Below are 15,500 nucleotides of genomic sequence, written 5' to 3' on the forward strand. Positions count from 1 at the left end.
TCCCTTCAGGGCGAGGGCTGGGGAGAGGGGCTCTTCAGCGGGCTTCCCAGTACTCTCAGCGCTGCCCCACCTGCACGCTCTCCGCCTGGCGCACGTACTCCGCGCTGACGTAGGGCGAGTAGTCCTTGAGCACCGACGGCACGCGCTTCTGCTCTTTCAGGAAGGCCGCGGTCCCGGCGATATCCTTGGCGGTGCCGCCGCCCAGCAGCGCGCTGGAAAGCTGCTCCTTGGTCTCGGGGAAGGCGCTGCCGGCCAGCAGCTCGGGCACGTCTTCGGGCGCCGCGCCGGTCAGCCGGGCGATCTTCTTCGCCTGCTCGGAATCGGCGGTCCACTGGGCCTTGTGGGCGTTGTAGTCGGCGAAGGAATCGAGGGTCACGCGGGCGAACTTGGCCAGCACCTCCGGATGCTTCTCGGCGAAGTCCTTGCGCGCCACCCAGACCTCGAAGGTCGGCGCGCCCCATTTGCCCACTTCCGCGGCGTCGGTCAGCACCTTGCCGCTCTTCTTGATCTCGCCCAGGGCCGGCGACCAGACGAAGGCGCCGTCGATGTCGCCACGGCGCCAGGCGGCGGCGATCTCGGTGGGGTTGAGGTTGACGATCTTCACTTTGGTCGGGTCGATCTTCCAGTGCTTGAGCGCGCCCAGCAGGCTGTAGTGCGAGGTGGAGACGAAGGGCGTGGCGATGGTCTTGCCGACCAGGTCCTCGGGCTTCTCGATCCTGCTGCCGTTGCGCACCACCAGGGCCTCGGCGGCGTTGATCTGCGCGGTGACGATGAAGGCCACGATCGGCAGGCCGCGCGAGGTGGCGGCGGCCAGCGGGCTGGAACCCAGGTTGCCCAGTTGCACATCGCCCGAGGCGATGGCGGCGACCACTTCCGGGCCGCTGTTGAAGCGGCGCCAGTCGAGCTTCTCGCCGATGGCTTTCTCGTAGGTGCCGTCGGCCTGCGGGACCTTGGTCGGGTCCACGCCGGTCTGGTAGCCGAGGGTGATGTCGGCCTGGGCGATGCCGGCGAGGCCGGCCAGGGCGAGCGCGGCCAGCAGGCGGCGCGGGGCGAAGGTGCGTTTCATGGGGTGCTCCTGGAAATGCATTCGGGGCGGCCGGCCGGGCCGTGACGGGCCGCCCCTCGCGGAGCGGCGGGAAATTCGCTTCAGTTGCGCGCCAGGTCCGGCTGCCAGACCTGCACGGCGCGGGCGTCCACCGGCTTGGGCAGCAGGCCCTCGGCGTAGAAGGCATCGGCGATACGCTGCTGCTCGTCGAGGCCGTCGGCGCGCACCGGCTGCACGTCGTAGCTGCGGCGGGCGTTGGCCTGCTCCACGGTGGCGGCGTCGAGGTTGCCCCACAGCGGGCCGAGCAGCTTGGCCGCGTCGGCCGGGTGCGCCTTCACCCAGCGCCCGGTCTTCTGCAGTTCGGCGAAGACCTGCCCGAGCACTTGCGGGTGGGCCTTGGCGTAGTCACTGGAGGCCAGGTAGTAACGCTGGTAGCTGGCCAGGCCCTGGCCGTCGGCGAGCACGCGGGCGTGCTGCTGGCGCTGGGCGCTGGCGACGTAGGGGTCCCAGGTCACCCAGGCGTCCACCTTGTGGTTCTCGAAGGCGGCGCGGCCGTCGGCGGGGGTCAGGTAGGCAGGCTGGATGTCGGAGAACTTCAGGCCGGCCTTGGCCAATGCGGCGATCAGCAGGTAGTGGCTGCCGGCGGCCTTGGTCACGGCCACGCGCTTGCCCTTGAGGTCCGCCAGGGATTTCAGCGGCGAATCCTCCGGCACCAGGATCGACTGCGCGGTGGGCGACGGCGTCTCGCGGGCGAAGTAGGTCAGCTGCGCGCCGGCGGCCTGGGCGAACACCGGCACGGTGTCGGCGACGTCGGCGGACAGGTCGACGTTGCCGACGTTGAGCGATTCGAGCAGCGGCAGGCCGCTGGGGAACTCATGCCAGGACACCTTGATGCCCTGCTTGCCCAGCTCGCGCTCCAGGGTGCCCTGGGCTTTGACTATGGTCAGCAGGGTGGAGGACTTCTGGAAACCGATGCGCAGGGTGCCTTCGGCGTGCGCGCCCAGGGCGCCCAGCAGGGCGGCGGAGGCGGCGAGGCCAACGGCGAAACGGCGCAGGAACGGGCTGCGGGACATGGGTACGGCTCCTCGGGTACGGGGCGGCCGCCTGCAGAGCGAGGACGGACCACGGGACTGGTGTCAGGTGTTCTGGATGAGTCCGGTGGTCCGGTGAAGTGAAGATTACAGCTATAAAAAATCAGAAATAAATAATTTTTAGTTCTTAACTAATACCGCGCGGATTCATCCCGCCATCAGTGCGCAGCCCCCAGCAGCCGGGCCCTCACGCCCTCCGCGCGGAGGCTGGCCTGGGCCGCCTGGCGGGCCACCGCCAGGGCCTGGGCGGCGAGATTGGCGAAGTGGCTGGCGCGGCCGAAGGCCAGCGCCGCGCCCGCCTCGATGTCCTCGTCCAGCTGCCGGGCGGCCTGCTCGCTGAGCACCAGGCCCAGGCCGAGCAGCCGCGACAGCTCCGAGGCCTCGGGCAGGTCCAGGCTGTCCGCGGCCTGCAACGCCAGGCCCAGGGCGACGTTGGCCTGCAGCAGCTGCGCCAGGCCGTCGCCGAGCACGCGCCGCGGCGTGGCCGCCAGGCCCGGCGGCAGCAGGATGTCCTCCGGGTGCAGGCGCAGGCCCTGGCAGTGGGCGCCGGCGCGCAGCGCAAGGCCGGCCCGCGCGCTGGGCAGCGCGGCCAGCAGGAAGTCGCCGCTGGGCGCGTGCCAGGCGCGCAGCAGCAGCCAGTCGGCCGCCTCGGCGGTGAAGGCATCCCATTGCGCGCCGTTGACGCGGAAGCCGCCGCGCAGGTGTTCCTCGGCCCGCAGCAGTTGGCCATCGTCCTCGCCCAGGGCGCCCCACAGCGGCTCGCGCAGCAGGCTCAGGTGCAACAGGCGCTGCAGCTGTTCGCGGCTGCCGAGCAGACGCACGCGGGTCAGTTGCAGGTGGTGCACGGCGAATAGCCGGGCCAGGCCGCCGTCGCGCTCGCAGAGGTCGCGCAGAACCTGCAGGACCTCGCGCCAGGGGCTGCCGGCGCCACCCAGCAGGGCCGGCAGCGACAGCCGCAGCAACCCGGATTCGCGCAGGGCGCGGGCCCAGGTGGCGGGCCCGGCGACGGCGGGCTGGGGGAACGGCTCGGCGGGAGCCAGCCGGGGCGGGGCGACGCTCATGGGCACCTCGGGACGACGGGATCAGTGCCTGGGCGAATGGCGCGCGGGAAGACTGAAGCGAAGGGGTTCGGCGGCGCCCCGTTGCGCCGCGCACGAGGCGTGGCCGGGACGGCACTTAGAACCATATCCAAGCAGTGCGGCAAGGTTAAATAACCTTTTTGCCTTAGCTGAGAACCGTCAGGGCTGCCGCTGGCCAACGGCCGGCCCCTGCTCCACCGCGAAGCCCGCGGCGAAGGTCGGCTGCACGTCCAGGCGCTGCGGGATCAGCCCATGGGCCTGGTAGAAGTCCGCGGTCTCCTGCTGCTGGGCGAGGGTCTGCGCGTCCAGCGCCTGCCAGCGCAGTTGCCGGCGCTGGAACTGCAGGCGCGCGGCATCCTCGGGGAAGCCGATGATCTTCGCCAGGCTGCGCGAGTAGTCGTCCAGGTGCGCGTAGGCCCAGCGCTGGGCGCCGGCCAGGCGTTGCAGGTAGTCCTGCAGGGCGGCGCGTTTCGCCGGATCGGCCAGGGCGGAATCGGTGGCGGCGAGGAAGCTGTTGCCGGCCCACAGGCCACGGCCGTTGACCAGCACCCGCGCCTTGTCGGCGGTCTCCGAGCGCGCGGTGTAGGGCTCCCAGGTCGCCCAGGCGTCCACCGAGCCGTTGGCCAGGGCCATCTTCGCGTCCACCGGGCCGAGGAAGCGCAGTTCCACGTCCTTCTCGCTCAGGCCTGCCGAAGCCAACGCCTTGAGCGCCACGAAGTGGCCGATGGAGCCGCGCCCGGTGGCGATGCGCTTGCCCTTGAGGTCCGCCGCCGAATGCAGCGGCGAGTCGCCGCGGACGATCACGGCGGTGCCGTAGGGGTCGGACTTGTCCACCGCGATGGCCTTCACCTGGGCGCCGGCGGCCAGGGCGAAGAGCAGGGGCGCATCGCCGATGATGCCGGCATCCACCGCGCCGGCGTTGAGCGCTTCGGCCAGGGGCGCGGCGGCGGGGAATTCGAACCACTGGATGTCGTAGGTCAGGCCCTTGAGCGCACCGGCGGCGTCCAGCTGGGCACGCATGTTGCCCTTCTGGTCGGCCAGGCGCAGGGTCACGCGCTCGGCGGCGAGGGCCTGGCCGGCAGCCAGGCACAGCAGCAGGAACAGGCTGAGGATCTTGCGCATGGCGGGGCTCCTCAACGCTGGCCGACGGTGAGGTCGGCAGGCAGTTGGCGGGCCACTTCGGCGGCGCCGGCGGACAGGCTGAAATCGAACGCCGGGGCGACGTCCAGCGCTTTGGGCAGCACGCCCTCGCCGTGGAAGAAGTCGGCGGCCTTCTGCAGCGTGGCGGCGATGTTCGCATCGAACACGACGGGGCTGATGCGCGCCTCGCCCACCCAGCGGCGCGTCACTTCCCGGGGCATGTTCAGGTCCTTGGCCAGCGCCGCGGCGAAGGCGTCCGGATGCTGCTGGGCCCAGACCTGGGCGCGCGCCAGGCGCGTCAGCAGGTCGCTGATGGCGGCCTTCTTGCCGGCGATGGCGGCATCGCTGGCCAGGGCGTAGGAGTAGCCGGTCATGATGCCGTCGCCGTTGTCGATCACCCGCGCCTGGTCGAGCAGCACGGCGCTGGAGGTGTAGGGCTCCCAGGGCACCCAGGCGTCCACCGAGCCGCGCACCAGGGCGGCGCGGCCGTCCACCGGGCCGAGGAAGGAGAAGGTCACGTCCTCGGGCTTGAGCCCGGCGCGGCGCAGCGCGCCCAGGGCCATGAAGTGGCCCCAGCCGCCGCGGTTGACGGCGATGCGCTTGCCCTTGAGCTCGGCCACCGAGTGGATCGGCGAATCCTTGCCCACCACCAGCGCCACGGTCGCCGGGTTGAAGTGCCAGGCGCCCACGGCCTTGAGCGGCGCGCCGGCGGCATAGACGAAGAGGAACGGGATGTCGCCGGTGAAGCCGATGTCCAGGGCGCCGGCGTTCAGCGCTTCGAGCACCGGGGCGCCGGAGGGGAAGGCGGACATCTCCAGCTTGTACGGCAGGTTGTCCAGCTCGCCGGAAGCGCGCAGCGCGGCATAGCGGTCGCCCTTCACGTCGCCCAGGCGCAGGGTGACGGGTTCGGCGGCGCTGGCGGCGCCGGCCAGCAAGGTCGCGGCCAGCAGGCCGGCGAAAACACGCAGGGTTCGTTTCATGGGGCAATCTCCAGGCGGCTTCGCACGGAAGCCAGGGGTTGTCTTGGGGCTATCCGTTCCGCCGGTGCGGTCGCCGATATTGCCGTCGTTGTTGTCGGGTGATCGCGCGGGCTCAGGGGCTCAGCGCCGCCCTCCCCGCCGCGATCCAGACGCTGTCCTTCTGCGGGGTGTGCACGCGCCCGCAGAGCACGTCGCGGTAGTGGCGCTGCAGCGGGTTGTGCCGGCTCAGGCCGTGGTTGCCGCTCAGCTCCAGGGCCTTCTCGACCACCGTCACCGCGTTGTCGGTGACGGCGACCTTGATCAGCCCCGCCTCGCTGGCGCTCAGCCGCTCGCGGCAGGCGGCGTCGAGCAGCAGGCGGTTCTGCAGCAGCAGGCCGTCGATGGCGCCCAGCGCTTCCTGCACCCGCGGCAGGCTCGCCAGGGGCGCGCCGAGGCTGGCCGGCACGCGCTCGCGCAGCCAGCCCAGCAGCCAATCGCGGGCGGCACCGGCGATGCCGTCGTAGAGCGCGCCGAGCAGCGCCGCGCTGGCCTGGGCGAAGTCGCGCAGCACGGCCTCGTCCGGCGCCGGCGGCTGGTCGTGGGGGTAGAGGCCGACGGCGTGTTCCAGCGGCACCGGCACCTCTTCGAAGATCACCTCATGGCTGCCGGTGGCGCGCATGCCCAGGTGGTCCCAGCTTTCCACGATGCGGATGCCGGGGCTGTCGCGGCGCACCAGCCAGGCGCCCACCCGCGGCGTCGGCTCGTCGCTGCGCGCCCACACCGCCAGCCAGGTCAGCCCGGGAATGCCGGTGGTATAGAGCTTGTGCCCGGACAGCCGCCAGCACTCGCCGTCACGCCGCGCCACGGTTTGCGGCAGGCCGCCGCGCGAGGGCGAGCCCAGCTCCGGCTCCACCCGCAGGCTGTTGATCAGCGCGCCCTGCTCCAGCGCCTCGCGGGCCACGCGGCGCTTCAGCGCTTCGGGCCAGCCGGGGTTGTCCGCCAGGCGCCGCAGGTGCAGGTACTGCATGCACAGCACCAGCGCGGTGGAGGGTTCGCCACGGGCCACGGCGCCGACCACCCGGCGCAGTTCGCCGAGGCCGGCGCCGGGGCCGCCGAGCGCCTGCGGCAGGGCCAGGCCGAGCAGGCCGTGGTGTTGCAACAGGGCGAGGTTGGCGTGGGGAAAGTCGCCGCTGCGGTCGTAGGCCTCGGCGCTCTCGGCCAGTTGCCGGGTGAGCGCCGGCAGCAGGTCGTTGAGCGCCAGCGATGGGCTCTGCAAGTTGCTCATGGGCTCAGGCCGTGGCACGCCGGCGCTCACGCTCGGCGACCTTGGCGCGGGTCAGCGGGATCAGCTCGCGGCCGTATTCCACGGCGTCGTTGAGCGGGTCGAAACCGCGGATGAGGATGCTGCGCACGCCCAGGTCGTAGTAGGCCAGCAGCGCATCGGCGACCTGCTCCGGGGTGCCGACCAGGGCGGTGGAATTGTGCCCGCCGCCGACCAGCTTGGCGATGCCGGTCCACAGGCGTTCGTCGACGCGGTCGCCCTGCTCCACCGCCTTGAGCAGGCGCTGGGCGCCGACGCTCTGCGGCTTGCCCTTGGGGAAGCCGGCCTCGCCCAGGCGCTGGCTGGCAGTCGCGCGGATCGCCTCGGCCCTGGCCCAGGCCTCTTCCTCGGTGCGCCCGAGAATGGGCCGGAACGACAGGCTGAACTCCACCTCGCGGCCGTTCTGCCGCGCCTGCTCGCGCACCGCGGCGATGGTCTCGGCGGCCTGGGCCAGGGGCTCGCCCCAGAGCATGAACACGTCGGCCTGCCTGCCGGCGACCTTCAGCGCCGCCTCCGAGGAGCCGCCGAAATACACCGGGATATGCGGCTTCTGCTGCGGGCGGATAGCCGAGAAGGCCTGCTCCACGCGGTAGTGCTCGCCGTGGAAGTCGAAGGGCTCGGCGCTGGTCCAGGTGCGCTTGAGCACCTCGATGAACTCGTCGGTGCGGGCGTAGCGCTGGTCGTGGTCGAGGTAGTCGCCGTCCTTGCGCTGGTCGGCGTCGCTGCCGCCGCTGATGATGTGCACCGCCAGGCGCCCGTCGAGCAGGTGCTCCAGTGTCGCCAGCTTGCGCGCGGCCAGGGTCGGGGCGACGAAGCCGGGGCGGTGCGCCAGCAGAAAGTTGATCCTGGAGGTGGCCAGGCCGGCGGTGGCGGCCACCAGGAAGCCGTCCGGCTGATCGGACCAGTAGCCGACCAGGATGCGGTCGAAGCCGGCCTCCTCGTGGGCGCGGGCGAAGGCGGCGATGTACTGCTTGTCGAGGATCGGGCCGGCGGGGGCGATGGTCTCGGAGGCCAAGCGGTGGCCGATCATGCCGAGGAACTGGATGCTCATGGGGTTGCGTCCTGTGCTCAGTGGAAGGCGTTGGCGAAGGAGGGGTCGATCACGCTGGCGGTGTCGAAGGCCTTGGGCAGCGCGCCGGTCTGCAGCAGGAAGTCGGCGGTGCCCTGGTAGTCGGCGGCGGCCTGGGCGTCCACCGGGCCGACGCTCATGCCGGCCTGGCCGATCCAGTGGCGCGACACGGCCGGGTCGAGGTTGGCCTTCTTCGCCCAAATATCGGCGTACTGCTCCTTGTGCGCCTCGACCCAGGCCCGGGCCTTCTGCAGGCGGCCGAGGAAGTCGGCGATCTGCGCGCGCTTGGGTTCGATGGAAGCGGCGTTGGCGGCGATGCTCGACAGCCCCGGCATCAGGTCGCGGGCGGTGAGGATCGGGCGCGCGCCGGAGAACACGATCTGCTGCGAGATGTACGGCTCCCACACCGGGAAGGCGTCGATGCTGCCGCGCGGCAGGGCGGCCGCGGCGTCGATGGGCATCAGCTTGACGAAGTCGACGTAGTCGCTGGGCAGGCCGGCCTTCTCCAGGGCGCGCAGGGTCAGCTGCTGGCTCCAGGCGCCGGGCCAGTAGGCGACCTTCTTGCCCTTGAGGTCGGCGATGCTCTGCACCGGCGAGTCCTTGGGCACCAGCAGGGCGATGGTGTCGGGGTTCTGCCGCGACACGCCGATCAGCTTCACCGGCGCGCCCTTGGCGGCCAGGAAGATGAACCCGGAGTCGCCGAGGAAGCCCAGGTCCAGCGCCCCGGCCTGCAGCCCTTCGGCCACGGGCGCGGCGGACTGGAAGTGCTTCCAGTCGACCGTGTAGAGCGCGCCTTCGAGCACCCCGGAGGCCTCCATGGAGGCGCGCACGTTGTAGTAGTTCTGGTCGCCCACGCGCAGCGTCGGCAGGTCGGCGGCCTGGGCCAGGGGCGCGCCCAGCAGCAACGCGGCGAAGGTGGCGCGCAGGCGTCGTTTCAGGTTCATCGGTGGGGCTCCTCAGCCGGCGCGGCGCAGTTGCGGCAGGCGGGCGATGTGGTCGTGGATGGCGGGAATCAGGCCCTGGCCGTAGCGCACGGCGTCGCCGAGCGGGTCGAAGCCACGGATCAGGAAGGTGGAAACGCCCAGGCGGTAGTACTCGCCCAGGGCGGCGGCGACCTGCTCGGGGGTGCCGACCAGGGCGGTGGAGTTCCAGCGCGCGCCGGTCAGCCGGGCCACGCCGGTCCACAGCCGGGTGTCGAGCACCTCGCCCTGCTGCGCGGCGGCCAGCAGGCGCTGCGAGCCGACGTTCTGCGGCTGGTGGTCGTGCAGCGGCAGGCCCAGGCGCGCGCGGTTCTCGCGCACCTGTTCGAGCACCTCGGCGGCGCGCTTCCAGGCGGCTTCCTCGGTGTCGGCGACTATCGGCCGGAACGACACCGAGAAGCGTGGCTCACGGCCCTGGGCCCGGGCGGCGGCGCGCACCCGGCGGATGTGGTCGTCGACGGCGGCCAGCGGCTCGCCCCAGAGCATGTAGGTGTCGGCGTGCTTCGCGGCGACCTCGATGGCGGCGTCGGAGGAGCCGCTGAAGTAGATCGGGATATGCGGCTTCTGCCGCGGGCGCACGGCCGGCGAGGCGCCCTGGAAGCGGTAGAATTCGCCGGCGAAGTCCACCGGGGCCTCGGCAGTCCAGATGCGCCACAGGGCGTCGAGGTATTCGTCGGTGCGGGCGTAGCGGCGGTCGTGGTCGAGGTAGTCGCCGTCGCGGGCAAGGTCTTCGTCGTTGCCGCCGCTGACCACGTTCAGGGCCAGGCGGCCGTCGCTGAACTGGTCGAGGGTGGCGAGCTGGCGCGCAGCCAGCGGCGGTGCGATCACTCCGGGCCGGTAGGCCAGCAGGATGCCCAGGCGCCGGGTCGCAGCAGCGACGAAGGAGCTGACCACGGCGCCCTCGGCGGCATTGCTGAAGTAGCCCACCAGCACGCGGTCGAAACCGGCGTCCTCATGGACCTGGGCGAAGCGCCGGACGAAACCGGCGTCCACCGCCTCCCCCAGCGGCTGGTCCACCTCGGAACTCGGGGTGGCGGTGATCATGCCGAGAATTTCCACGCTCACTGTGTTGCCCTCGCCTGGGCCGCTGCATAAGGGCGGCGGCTTTCGTTATAAGAAAAACGTCTTGATGGACGTTGTTCTTAGAAGCTATAGGCAAGCACTTCATGATGGAAATTCATTTTTGGCATATTCTAATATGCGAAATACGCATATTCAGGGTTGAGCAAGTTGTGGGGAGGGTTTTTCGCTTTTGTAGGAGCGAGCTTGCTCGCGAACAGAGTTTCCCGGTCATGCCGGTGTCAGGCATGAGAGCGCCCTCTCCCTAACCCTCTCCCTGAAGGGAGAGGGGACCGTTCGGAGCGCTTGGATGTTCTGGAGTCAGCCGGCTAGCACAGAGGTGACAGGCTAAATCAAGCCTCCTCTCGGCACGGACAAGCCCCCTCTCCCTTCAGGGAGAGGGCTGGGGAGAGGGGACAGAGTCGACCTGAGACGACAGCGCTGCCGGGAGAGTCTGTTCGCGAGCAAGCTCGCTCCTACAGGGGGCGAATGAGTAAGACTCACCCCACCCGCATATCCAACCCTTCAGCCACCGCATCGCCGAACAACCGCGCCGGCGCCTCCAGGTTGCCCAGCAAGCGCGGCCGCACCAGCCAGAGCTGGATCAGCGGCTGGAAGTCCTCCAACTGCAACACCCGCAGCTGCTCCCGATAACGGCTGCGCGCAAGAGCCGGCGCCGGCACCAGCCCAAGGCCACGCCCCTCGGCAACCAGGCCCAGCTGCAACTCGCTGCCAAAGGTCTCCAGGTTCAGCTGCAAGCCCAACCCCTGGTCGGCCAGGGCGCGCTGCAGGCCGGCGCGGAAGCCGCAGCCGTCGGGGTTGAGCACCCAGCCGTGCTGGTAGCAGTCGAGCAGGCGGCGGGCCTGCACGTCGCTGTCGCGGGCGGCCACCACGCACAGTTCCACGCGCCCCAGCGGCGTTGCGCCGAGGTCGTCGGGGAACACCTTGCTCGGCGGGAACAGCACCACCGCCGCGTCCAGCTCGGCGTTCTCCAGCCGCGCCAGCAGGTGGCCGCCCCAGCCGCTGCTGACCTGGGCGCGCAGCTCCGGGTACTCGCCGGCCAGGCACCGCAGCGCTTCCAGCAGCACCACCTCGCCGATGCTCTGCGGCACGCCCAGGCGCAGCACGCCGCTGGGGGCGGTGTCGCTGGCCACCAGTTCGCGCAGCCCGTCCACCTCGCGCAGCACCCGGCGGCACTGCTCGTAGACGCGCAGGCCGGCGGCGGTGGGCTTGAGCGGCTTGGTGTTGCGGTCCAGCAGCTCCACGCCCAGGGCTTCCTCCAGGCTCTGCACCCGGCGGGTGATGGCCGACTGCGTCAGGCCCAGGCTCTCGGCGGCCTGGCTCAGGGAGGCGTTGCGGATCACCGCGACGAAGGCGTCGATGTCGTCGATCTTCATGGGGCTGGCACCAATTGCATTTCTTGCATATTAGCTTAGATTCAAAATGCATTTCAGGAATAAAAACGCGTTTGCTACCGTACAGCCAGAACCTTCCGGAGTGAATACGCTGCATGTCCGCCCCCCTGCGTTTCGACCGCCTGCGCCAGTTCATCGGCGACCTGGCCAACCTGCTCGACAGGCATCCCGACGAAGCCACCCTGCTCGCCCGCGCCCGCCCGCTGCTGGCCGAGCTGGTGCGCCATGACGACTGGCTGCCCGAGGCCTGCGCCCAGCCCGACGCGCAGCGCTACCAGCAGTACCTGCTGCACGCCGACTCGCAGCAGCGCTTCTCGGTGGTCAGCTTTGTCTGGGGTCCGGGCCAGCGCACGCCGGTGCACGACCACCGCGTCTGGGGCCTGATCGGCATGCTGCGCGGCGCCGAATACTCGCAGCCCTTCGCCTTCGCCGCCGACGGCAGCCTGCAGCCGGCCGGCGCGGCGCTGCGCCTGGAGCCGGGCGAGGTGGAAGCGGTGTCGCCGCGCATCGGCGACATCCACCAGGTCAGCAACGCCTTCGCCGACCGGCCGTCCATCAGCATCCACGTCTACGGCGCCAACATCGGCGCGGTACGGCGTGCCGTCTATACCGCCGAGGGTGAAGAGAAGCCCTTCATCTCCGGCTATTCCAACAGCCAGTTGCCCAATATCTGGGACCTGTCGAAAGAGAACCCCGCATGAGCCAGATCGCCCGCCGTACCTTCCACGACCTCCGCGCCGCCCTCCTCGCCCGCCGCGAGCTGGCGCTGCTCGACGTGCGCGAGGAAGACCCCTTCGCCCAGGCGCACCCGCTGTTCGCCGCCAACCTGCCGCTGTCCAAGCTGGAGCTGGAGGTCTACGCCCGCGTGCCGCGCCGCGATACGCCGGTCACCGTCTACGACGACGGCGAAGGCCTGGCCGAAGTCGCCGCAAAGCGTCTGCTGGCGCTGGGCTACAGCGACGTGGCCGTGCTCGACGGCGGCCTGGCCGGCTGGCGCGCTGCCGGCGGCGAGCTGTTCAAGGACGTCAACGTGCCGAGCAAGGCCTTCGGCGAGCTGGTGGAAGCCGAGCGCCACACGCCGTCGCTGGCCGCCGAGGAAGTGCAGGCGCTGCTCGATGCCAAGGCCGACGTGGTGGTGCTGGACGCCCGCCGCTTCGACGAATACCAGACCATGAGCATCCCCGGCGGCATCAGCGTGCCCGGCGCCGAGCTGGTGCTGCGCGTCGCCGAGCTGGCGCCCAGCCCGGCCACCCGCGTCATCGTCAACTGCGCCGGGCGCACCCGCAGCATCATCGGCACCCAGTCGCTGGTGAACGCCGGCATCGCCAACCCGGTGTCGGCGCTGCGCAACGGCACCATCGGCTGGACCCTCGCCGGCCAGCAGCTGGAACACGGCCAGGCGCGGCGCTTCGGCGAAGTCTCCGCCGCCACCCGCGCAGCCGCCGCCCAGCGCGCCCGCGCCGTGGCCGACCGCGCGCGGGTGGCGCGCATCGACCTGGTCGGCCTGCGCCAGTGGCAGGCCGAAGGCGCGCGTACCACCTACCTGTTCGACGTGCGCACCCCAGAGGAATACGAGGCTGGCCACCTGCCCGGCTCGCGCTCCACCCCCGGCGGCCAGCTGGTGCAGGAGACCGACCACGTCGCCAGCGTGCGCGGCGCGCGCCTGGTGCTGGTGGACGACGACGGTGCGCGCGCCAACATGAGCGCTTCCTGGCTGGCGCAGATGGGCTGGGAGGTGGCGGTGCTGGACGGCCTGTCCGCCGCCGACTTCAGCGAACGGGGCGCCTGGTCCGCACCGCTGCCGCAGCAACCGCAGGCCGAGACCATCGCCCCGCAGACATTGGCCGAGTGGCTGCGCGAGCCGGGCACCCGGGTGCTCGACTTCACCGCCAGCGCCAACTACGTGAAACGCCACATTCCCGGCGCCGCCTGGGCCCTGCGCAGCCAGCTGAAAGAAGCGCTGGCGCAGCTGGGCACGGCCGAGCGCTACGTGCTCACCTGCGGCAGCAGCCTGCTGGCGCGCTTCGCCGTGCCGGAAGTGCAGGCCCTGAGCGGCAAGCCGGTGTTCCTGCTCGAAGGCGGCACAGCCGCCTGGGTCGCCGCGGGGCTGCCAACCGAAGAAGGCGAAAGCCTGCTCGCCACGCCGCGCATCGACCGCTACCGCCGCCCCTACGAGGGCACCGACAACCCGCGCGAGGCCATGCAGGGCTACCTGGACTGGGAATTCGGCCTGGTCGAGCAGCTCGGCCGTGATGGCACCCACGGCTTTTTCGTCATCTGAAACCCCGCCATTTCGCGACGTCTGTCGGTGAGTGGCGAAAAAATGACCACCTGTCGGCTGGCCGGGAAAGTGATGGGAATTTTGACGTTCTGGGGTGTCTTAGCCTGCAGAGGTGCCACCATGAACGTCACCCACCGCTACGCCATCCACTACCGCCTGCGCGAACAGCCGCGCCGGCTGATCCACGAGTGGTCCGAGGAACCCAACGAGTTCCTCGCCCTGCTCCAGGTGCTGCTGCACCTGGCGCAGGAGACCGGCGAAGACCCCACCGGGCTGACCGACGCGCCGCTGGACCCCAACCTGATCCCCAACCTGCGCAACAGCGCCGACCGCGTCGGCGTCAGCCGCGTGCGCATCGTCCCGATCGACTGAGCCGGCTCAGGCCGCCTCGCGCCGCCGCCACTGCGGCAGGCTGATCAACACCACCGCCCCGATGATCACCGCCATCGCCAGCGCCTCCGGCCAGCCGATGTGCTCGTCGGCGAACGCCACCCCGAGCAGCACGGCCACCGCCGGGTTGACGAAGGCATAGCTGGTGGCCGCCGCCGGCCGCACGTTGGCCAGCAGGTAGACGTAGGCGCTGAAGGCGATGATCGAACCGAACACCACCAGGTAGCCCAGCGCCAGCCAGCCGCGCACATCCGGCATCTGCTGCAGGTGCTCGCCGGAAAGCTGGCTGCCCAGCAGCAGCGCGGCGCCGCCCACCAGCATCTCCAAGGCGCTGGCCATGGGCCCGGCCGGCAGGTCCAGGCGCCGGCTCCACACCGAGCCGAAGGCCCAGGCCGCGGCGGCGAAGAGAATCAGCGCGGCGCCCGCCGGGCTGCCCTGCAGGTTGGAGCCGAGGTTGAGCAGCACGATGCCGCACAGCCCAAGGCCGATGCCGCTCCACTCCAGCAGGCTGTTGCGCTGGCCGAACAGGCGCGCGAACACCAACGCGAACAGCGGCACCGTGGCCACCCCCAGTGCGGCCACGCCCGAGGCCACGCCCCAGTGCTCGGCCACCGTCACCCCGCCGTTGCCGCAGCTGAGCAGGAGGATGCCGATGGCCCCGGCGTTCAGCCACTGCCGCCCGCTGGGCAGCGGCGCGCCGCGGTACAGCGCCCAGGCCAGCAGCAGCGTCCCGGCGATGACGAAGCGGCAGCCGGCCATGAGCATCGGCGGCCAGCTTTCCACGCCGATGCGGATCACCAGGTAGGTCGAGCCCCAGATGAAGTAGAGGGCGAAGAAGGCAGCGATCAGCGTCAGCGAAACGCGGGCTTTGGGCATGGGCATGACAGACATGGCAGAGGGCTCGACAAGTGGGTCGTAGCGCCTCATTTTATTAAGTGCTTTCGCGCCTTATAAGGCACAGAAAACGCATTATCTGGCGGAACACTTTTCTTTCGATGGATTTTCAAATGTAAATCCGTCGATTCCACAGACGAGAAAAACGATGGACAAATACGACCGCGCACTGCTCGCCGCCCTGCTGGAAAACGGCCGCCTGTCCTTCGCCGAACTGGCCCGGCGCATCAACCTCTCGCCCCCGGCAGTGGCCGACCGCGTGGCGCGCCTGGAGGCCGACGGCGTGATCACCGGCTACCACGCCAGCGTAGACCTGACCAAGCTCGGCCGCCCGATCCAGTGCCTGATCGAACTGCGCCTGAACGACCACCGCGGCGCCCTGCAACTGCAACGCCTGACGGAAATCCCCCAGGTGCTCGACTGCTACCGGGTGACCGGCGAATCCTGCGTGATGCTGCGGGTGACGGTGACCAGCACCGCCGAGCTGGAAGAACTGATCGACCAGTTGGCCCAGCACGGGGCGAGCAAGACTTCGCTGGTGCTGTCCACGGCGCTGGATGGGCGGGTACATCCGGCAATGTTGCAGGGGGGATGAAAGGCTGGAGGCTGGAGGCTTTTCGTATTTCGTAGGAGTGAGCTTGCTCGCGAACAGCCTCTCCCGGCAGCGCTGTCGCCTCGGGTCGATTCCGTCCCCTCTCCCCAGCCCTCTCCCTGAAGGGAGAGGGAGCTTGTCCATGCCGAGAGGAGGAATGGTTCCAGCTGGAAGCCGCCGGGACT

The 15,500-nt window shown here is 70.5% G+C and carries 15 protein-coding genes; 4 read left to right on the top strand and 11 right to left on the bottom strand.

What is annotated here, in order from left to right:
- Nucleotides 1-55: 55 nt before the first annotated feature.
- The 10 genes from tauA to RN02_RS29070 form a co-directional block, all read right to left on the bottom strand.
- Entirely contained in the window at nt 56-1,066 is a 1,011-nt protein-coding gene (gene tauA / locus RN02_RS29025; RefSeq protein WP_009613193.1) for a taurine ABC transporter substrate-binding protein, read from the bottom strand.
- 80 nt (nt 1,067-1,146) lie between these two features.
- Nucleotides 1,147-2,118 carry an aliphatic sulfonate ABC transporter substrate-binding protein gene (locus tag RN02_RS29030; protein ID WP_043318715.1) on the bottom strand — a complete coding sequence of 324 codons (972 nt, stop codon included), beginning with the start codon at nt 2,116-2,118 and terminating at the stop codon, nt 1,147-1,149.
- 176 nt (nt 2,119-2,294) lie between these two features.
- Entirely contained in the window at nt 2,295-3,197 is a 903-nt protein-coding gene (locus tag RN02_RS29035) for an acyl-CoA dehydrogenase family protein (RefSeq protein ID WP_052267925.1), read from the bottom strand.
- Between the two features lie 177 nt (nt 3,198-3,374).
- Nucleotides 3,375-4,337 carry an ABC transporter substrate-binding protein gene (locus tag RN02_RS29040; RefSeq protein WP_043318717.1) on the bottom strand — a complete coding sequence of 321 codons (963 nt, stop codon included), beginning with the start codon at nt 4,335-4,337 and terminating at the stop codon, nt 3,375-3,377.
- Nucleotides 4,338-4,348: 11 nt separating this feature from the next.
- The gene (locus RN02_RS29045) at nt 4,349-5,335 is read right to left on the bottom strand and encodes an aliphatic sulfonate ABC transporter substrate-binding protein (RefSeq protein ID WP_043318719.1); all 987 of its coding nucleotides are present in this window, start codon (nt 5,333-5,335) and stop codon (nt 4,349-4,351) included.
- Nucleotides 5,336-5,447: 112 nt separating this feature from the next.
- A complete protein-coding gene (locus tag RN02_RS29050; RefSeq protein WP_043318722.1) occupies nt 5,448-6,599 on the bottom strand; it encodes an acyl-CoA dehydrogenase in 1,152 nt (383 codons plus the stop codon).
- A 4-nt stretch (nt 6,600-6,603) separates the two neighbouring features.
- A complete protein-coding gene (locus RN02_RS29055) occupies nt 6,604-7,686 on the bottom strand; it encodes an LLM class flavin-dependent oxidoreductase (RefSeq protein WP_043318724.1) in 1,083 nt (360 codons plus the stop codon).
- Nucleotides 7,687-7,703: 17 nt separating this feature from the next.
- A complete protein-coding gene (locus RN02_RS29060; protein ID WP_043318726.1) occupies nt 7,704-8,648 on the bottom strand; it encodes an ABC transporter substrate-binding protein in 945 nt (314 codons plus the stop codon).
- Nucleotides 8,649-8,660: 12 nt separating this feature from the next.
- On the bottom strand, nt 8,661-9,728 hold the full coding sequence (locus RN02_RS29065) for an LLM class flavin-dependent oxidoreductase (protein ID WP_082033917.1): 1,068 nt from the start codon (nt 9,726-9,728) through the stop codon (nt 8,661-8,663).
- A 515-nt stretch (nt 9,729-10,243) separates the two neighbouring features.
- Nucleotides 10,244-11,140 carry a LysR family transcriptional regulator gene (locus RN02_RS29070; protein WP_043318730.1) on the bottom strand — a complete coding sequence of 299 codons (897 nt, stop codon included), beginning with the start codon at nt 11,138-11,140 and terminating at the stop codon, nt 10,244-10,246.
- Between the two features lie 113 nt (nt 11,141-11,253).
- Between RN02_RS29070 and RN02_RS29075 the strand changes: the two genes are divergently transcribed.
- From RN02_RS29075 to RN02_RS29085, 3 genes are all read left to right on the top strand, one after another.
- Nucleotides 11,254-11,859 (top strand): 3-mercaptopropionate dioxygenase, encoded by a 606-nt coding sequence (locus RN02_RS29075; RefSeq protein WP_043318732.1) that lies wholly within the window; start codon nt 11,254-11,256, stop codon nt 11,857-11,859.
- On the top strand, nt 11,856-13,439 hold the full coding sequence (locus RN02_RS29080; RefSeq protein WP_043318734.1) for a rhodanese-related sulfurtransferase: 1,584 nt from the start codon (nt 11,856-11,858) through the stop codon (nt 13,437-13,439). Before RN02_RS29075 ends, RN02_RS29080 begins: the two co-directional genes overlap by 4 nt.
- A gap of 120 nt (nt 13,440-13,559) precedes the next feature.
- Complete coding sequence (locus RN02_RS29085) at nt 13,560-13,811, top strand: hypothetical protein (protein WP_009613214.1); 252 nt, start codon at nt 13,560-13,562, stop codon at nt 13,809-13,811.
- Nucleotides 13,812-13,817: 6 nt separating this feature from the next.
- Here RN02_RS29085 and yedA read toward each other — a convergent pair whose 3' ends face one another.
- Nucleotides 13,818-14,705 (bottom strand): drug/metabolite exporter YedA, encoded by an 888-nt coding sequence (gene yedA / locus RN02_RS29090; protein WP_043318867.1) that lies wholly within the window; start codon nt 14,703-14,705, stop codon nt 13,818-13,820.
- 166 nt (nt 14,706-14,871) lie between these two features.
- On the opposite strand from yedA, the gene RN02_RS29095 reads away from it, so the two are divergent.
- A complete protein-coding gene (locus tag RN02_RS29095) occupies nt 14,872-15,318 on the top strand; it encodes an Lrp/AsnC family transcriptional regulator (protein WP_009613218.1) in 447 nt (148 codons plus the stop codon).
- Nucleotides 15,319-15,500 lie beyond the last annotated feature (182 nt).

It is taken from the genome of Pseudomonas sp. PI1 (assembly GCF_000812405.1).
Classification (GTDB): domain Bacteria; phylum Pseudomonadota; class Gammaproteobacteria; order Pseudomonadales; family Pseudomonadaceae; genus Pseudomonas; species Pseudomonas citronellolis.

Coding starts and splice junctions, on each gene's coding strand:
- RN02_RS29030 (WP_043318715.1), bottom strand. CDS start 2,118: ATGTCCCGCAGCCCGTTCCTGCGCCGTTTCGCCGTTGGCCTCGCCGCC.
- RN02_RS29050 (WP_043318722.1), bottom strand. CDS start 6,599: ATGAGCAACTTGCAGAGCCCATCGCTGGCGCTCAACGACCTGCTGCCG.
- RN02_RS29035 (WP_052267925.1), bottom strand. CDS start 3,197: ATGAGCGTCGCCCCGCCCCGGCTGGCTCCCGCCGAGCCGTTCCCCCAG.
- RN02_RS29080 (WP_043318734.1), top strand. CDS start 11,856: ATGAGCCAGATCGCCCGCCGTACCTTCCACGACCTCCGCGCCGCCCTC.
- RN02_RS29045 (WP_043318719.1), bottom strand. CDS start 5,335: ATGAAACGAACCCTGCGTGTTTTCGCCGGCCTGCTGGCCGCGACCTTG.
- RN02_RS29060 (WP_043318726.1), bottom strand. CDS start 8,648: ATGAACCTGAAACGACGCCTGCGCGCCACCTTCGCCGCGTTGCTGCTG.
- RN02_RS29085 (WP_009613214.1), top strand. CDS start 13,560: ATGAACGTCACCCACCGCTACGCCATCCACTACCGCCTGCGCGAACAG.
- RN02_RS29040 (WP_043318717.1), bottom strand. CDS start 4,337: ATGCGCAAGATCCTCAGCCTGTTCCTGCTGCTGTGCCTGGCTGCCGGC.
- RN02_RS29070 (WP_043318730.1), bottom strand. CDS start 11,140: ATGAAGATCGACGACATCGACGCCTTCGTCGCGGTGATCCGCAACGCC.
- yedA (WP_043318867.1), bottom strand. CDS start 14,705: ATGCCCAAAGCCCGCGTTTCGCTGACGCTGATCGCTGCCTTCTTCGCC.
- RN02_RS29055 (WP_043318724.1), bottom strand. CDS start 7,686: ATGAGCATCCAGTTCCTCGGCATGATCGGCCACCGCTTGGCCTCCGAG.
- RN02_RS29075 (WP_043318732.1), top strand. CDS start 11,254: ATGTCCGCCCCCCTGCGTTTCGACCGCCTGCGCCAGTTCATCGGCGAC.
- RN02_RS29065 (WP_082033917.1), bottom strand. CDS start 9,728: ATGATCACCGCCACCCCGAGTTCCGAGGTGGACCAGCCGCTGGGGGAG.
- tauA (WP_009613193.1), bottom strand. CDS start 1,066: ATGAAACGCACCTTCGCCCCGCGCCGCCTGCTGGCCGCGCTCGCCCTG.
- RN02_RS29095 (WP_009613218.1), top strand. CDS start 14,872: ATGGACAAATACGACCGCGCACTGCTCGCCGCCCTGCTGGAAAACGGC.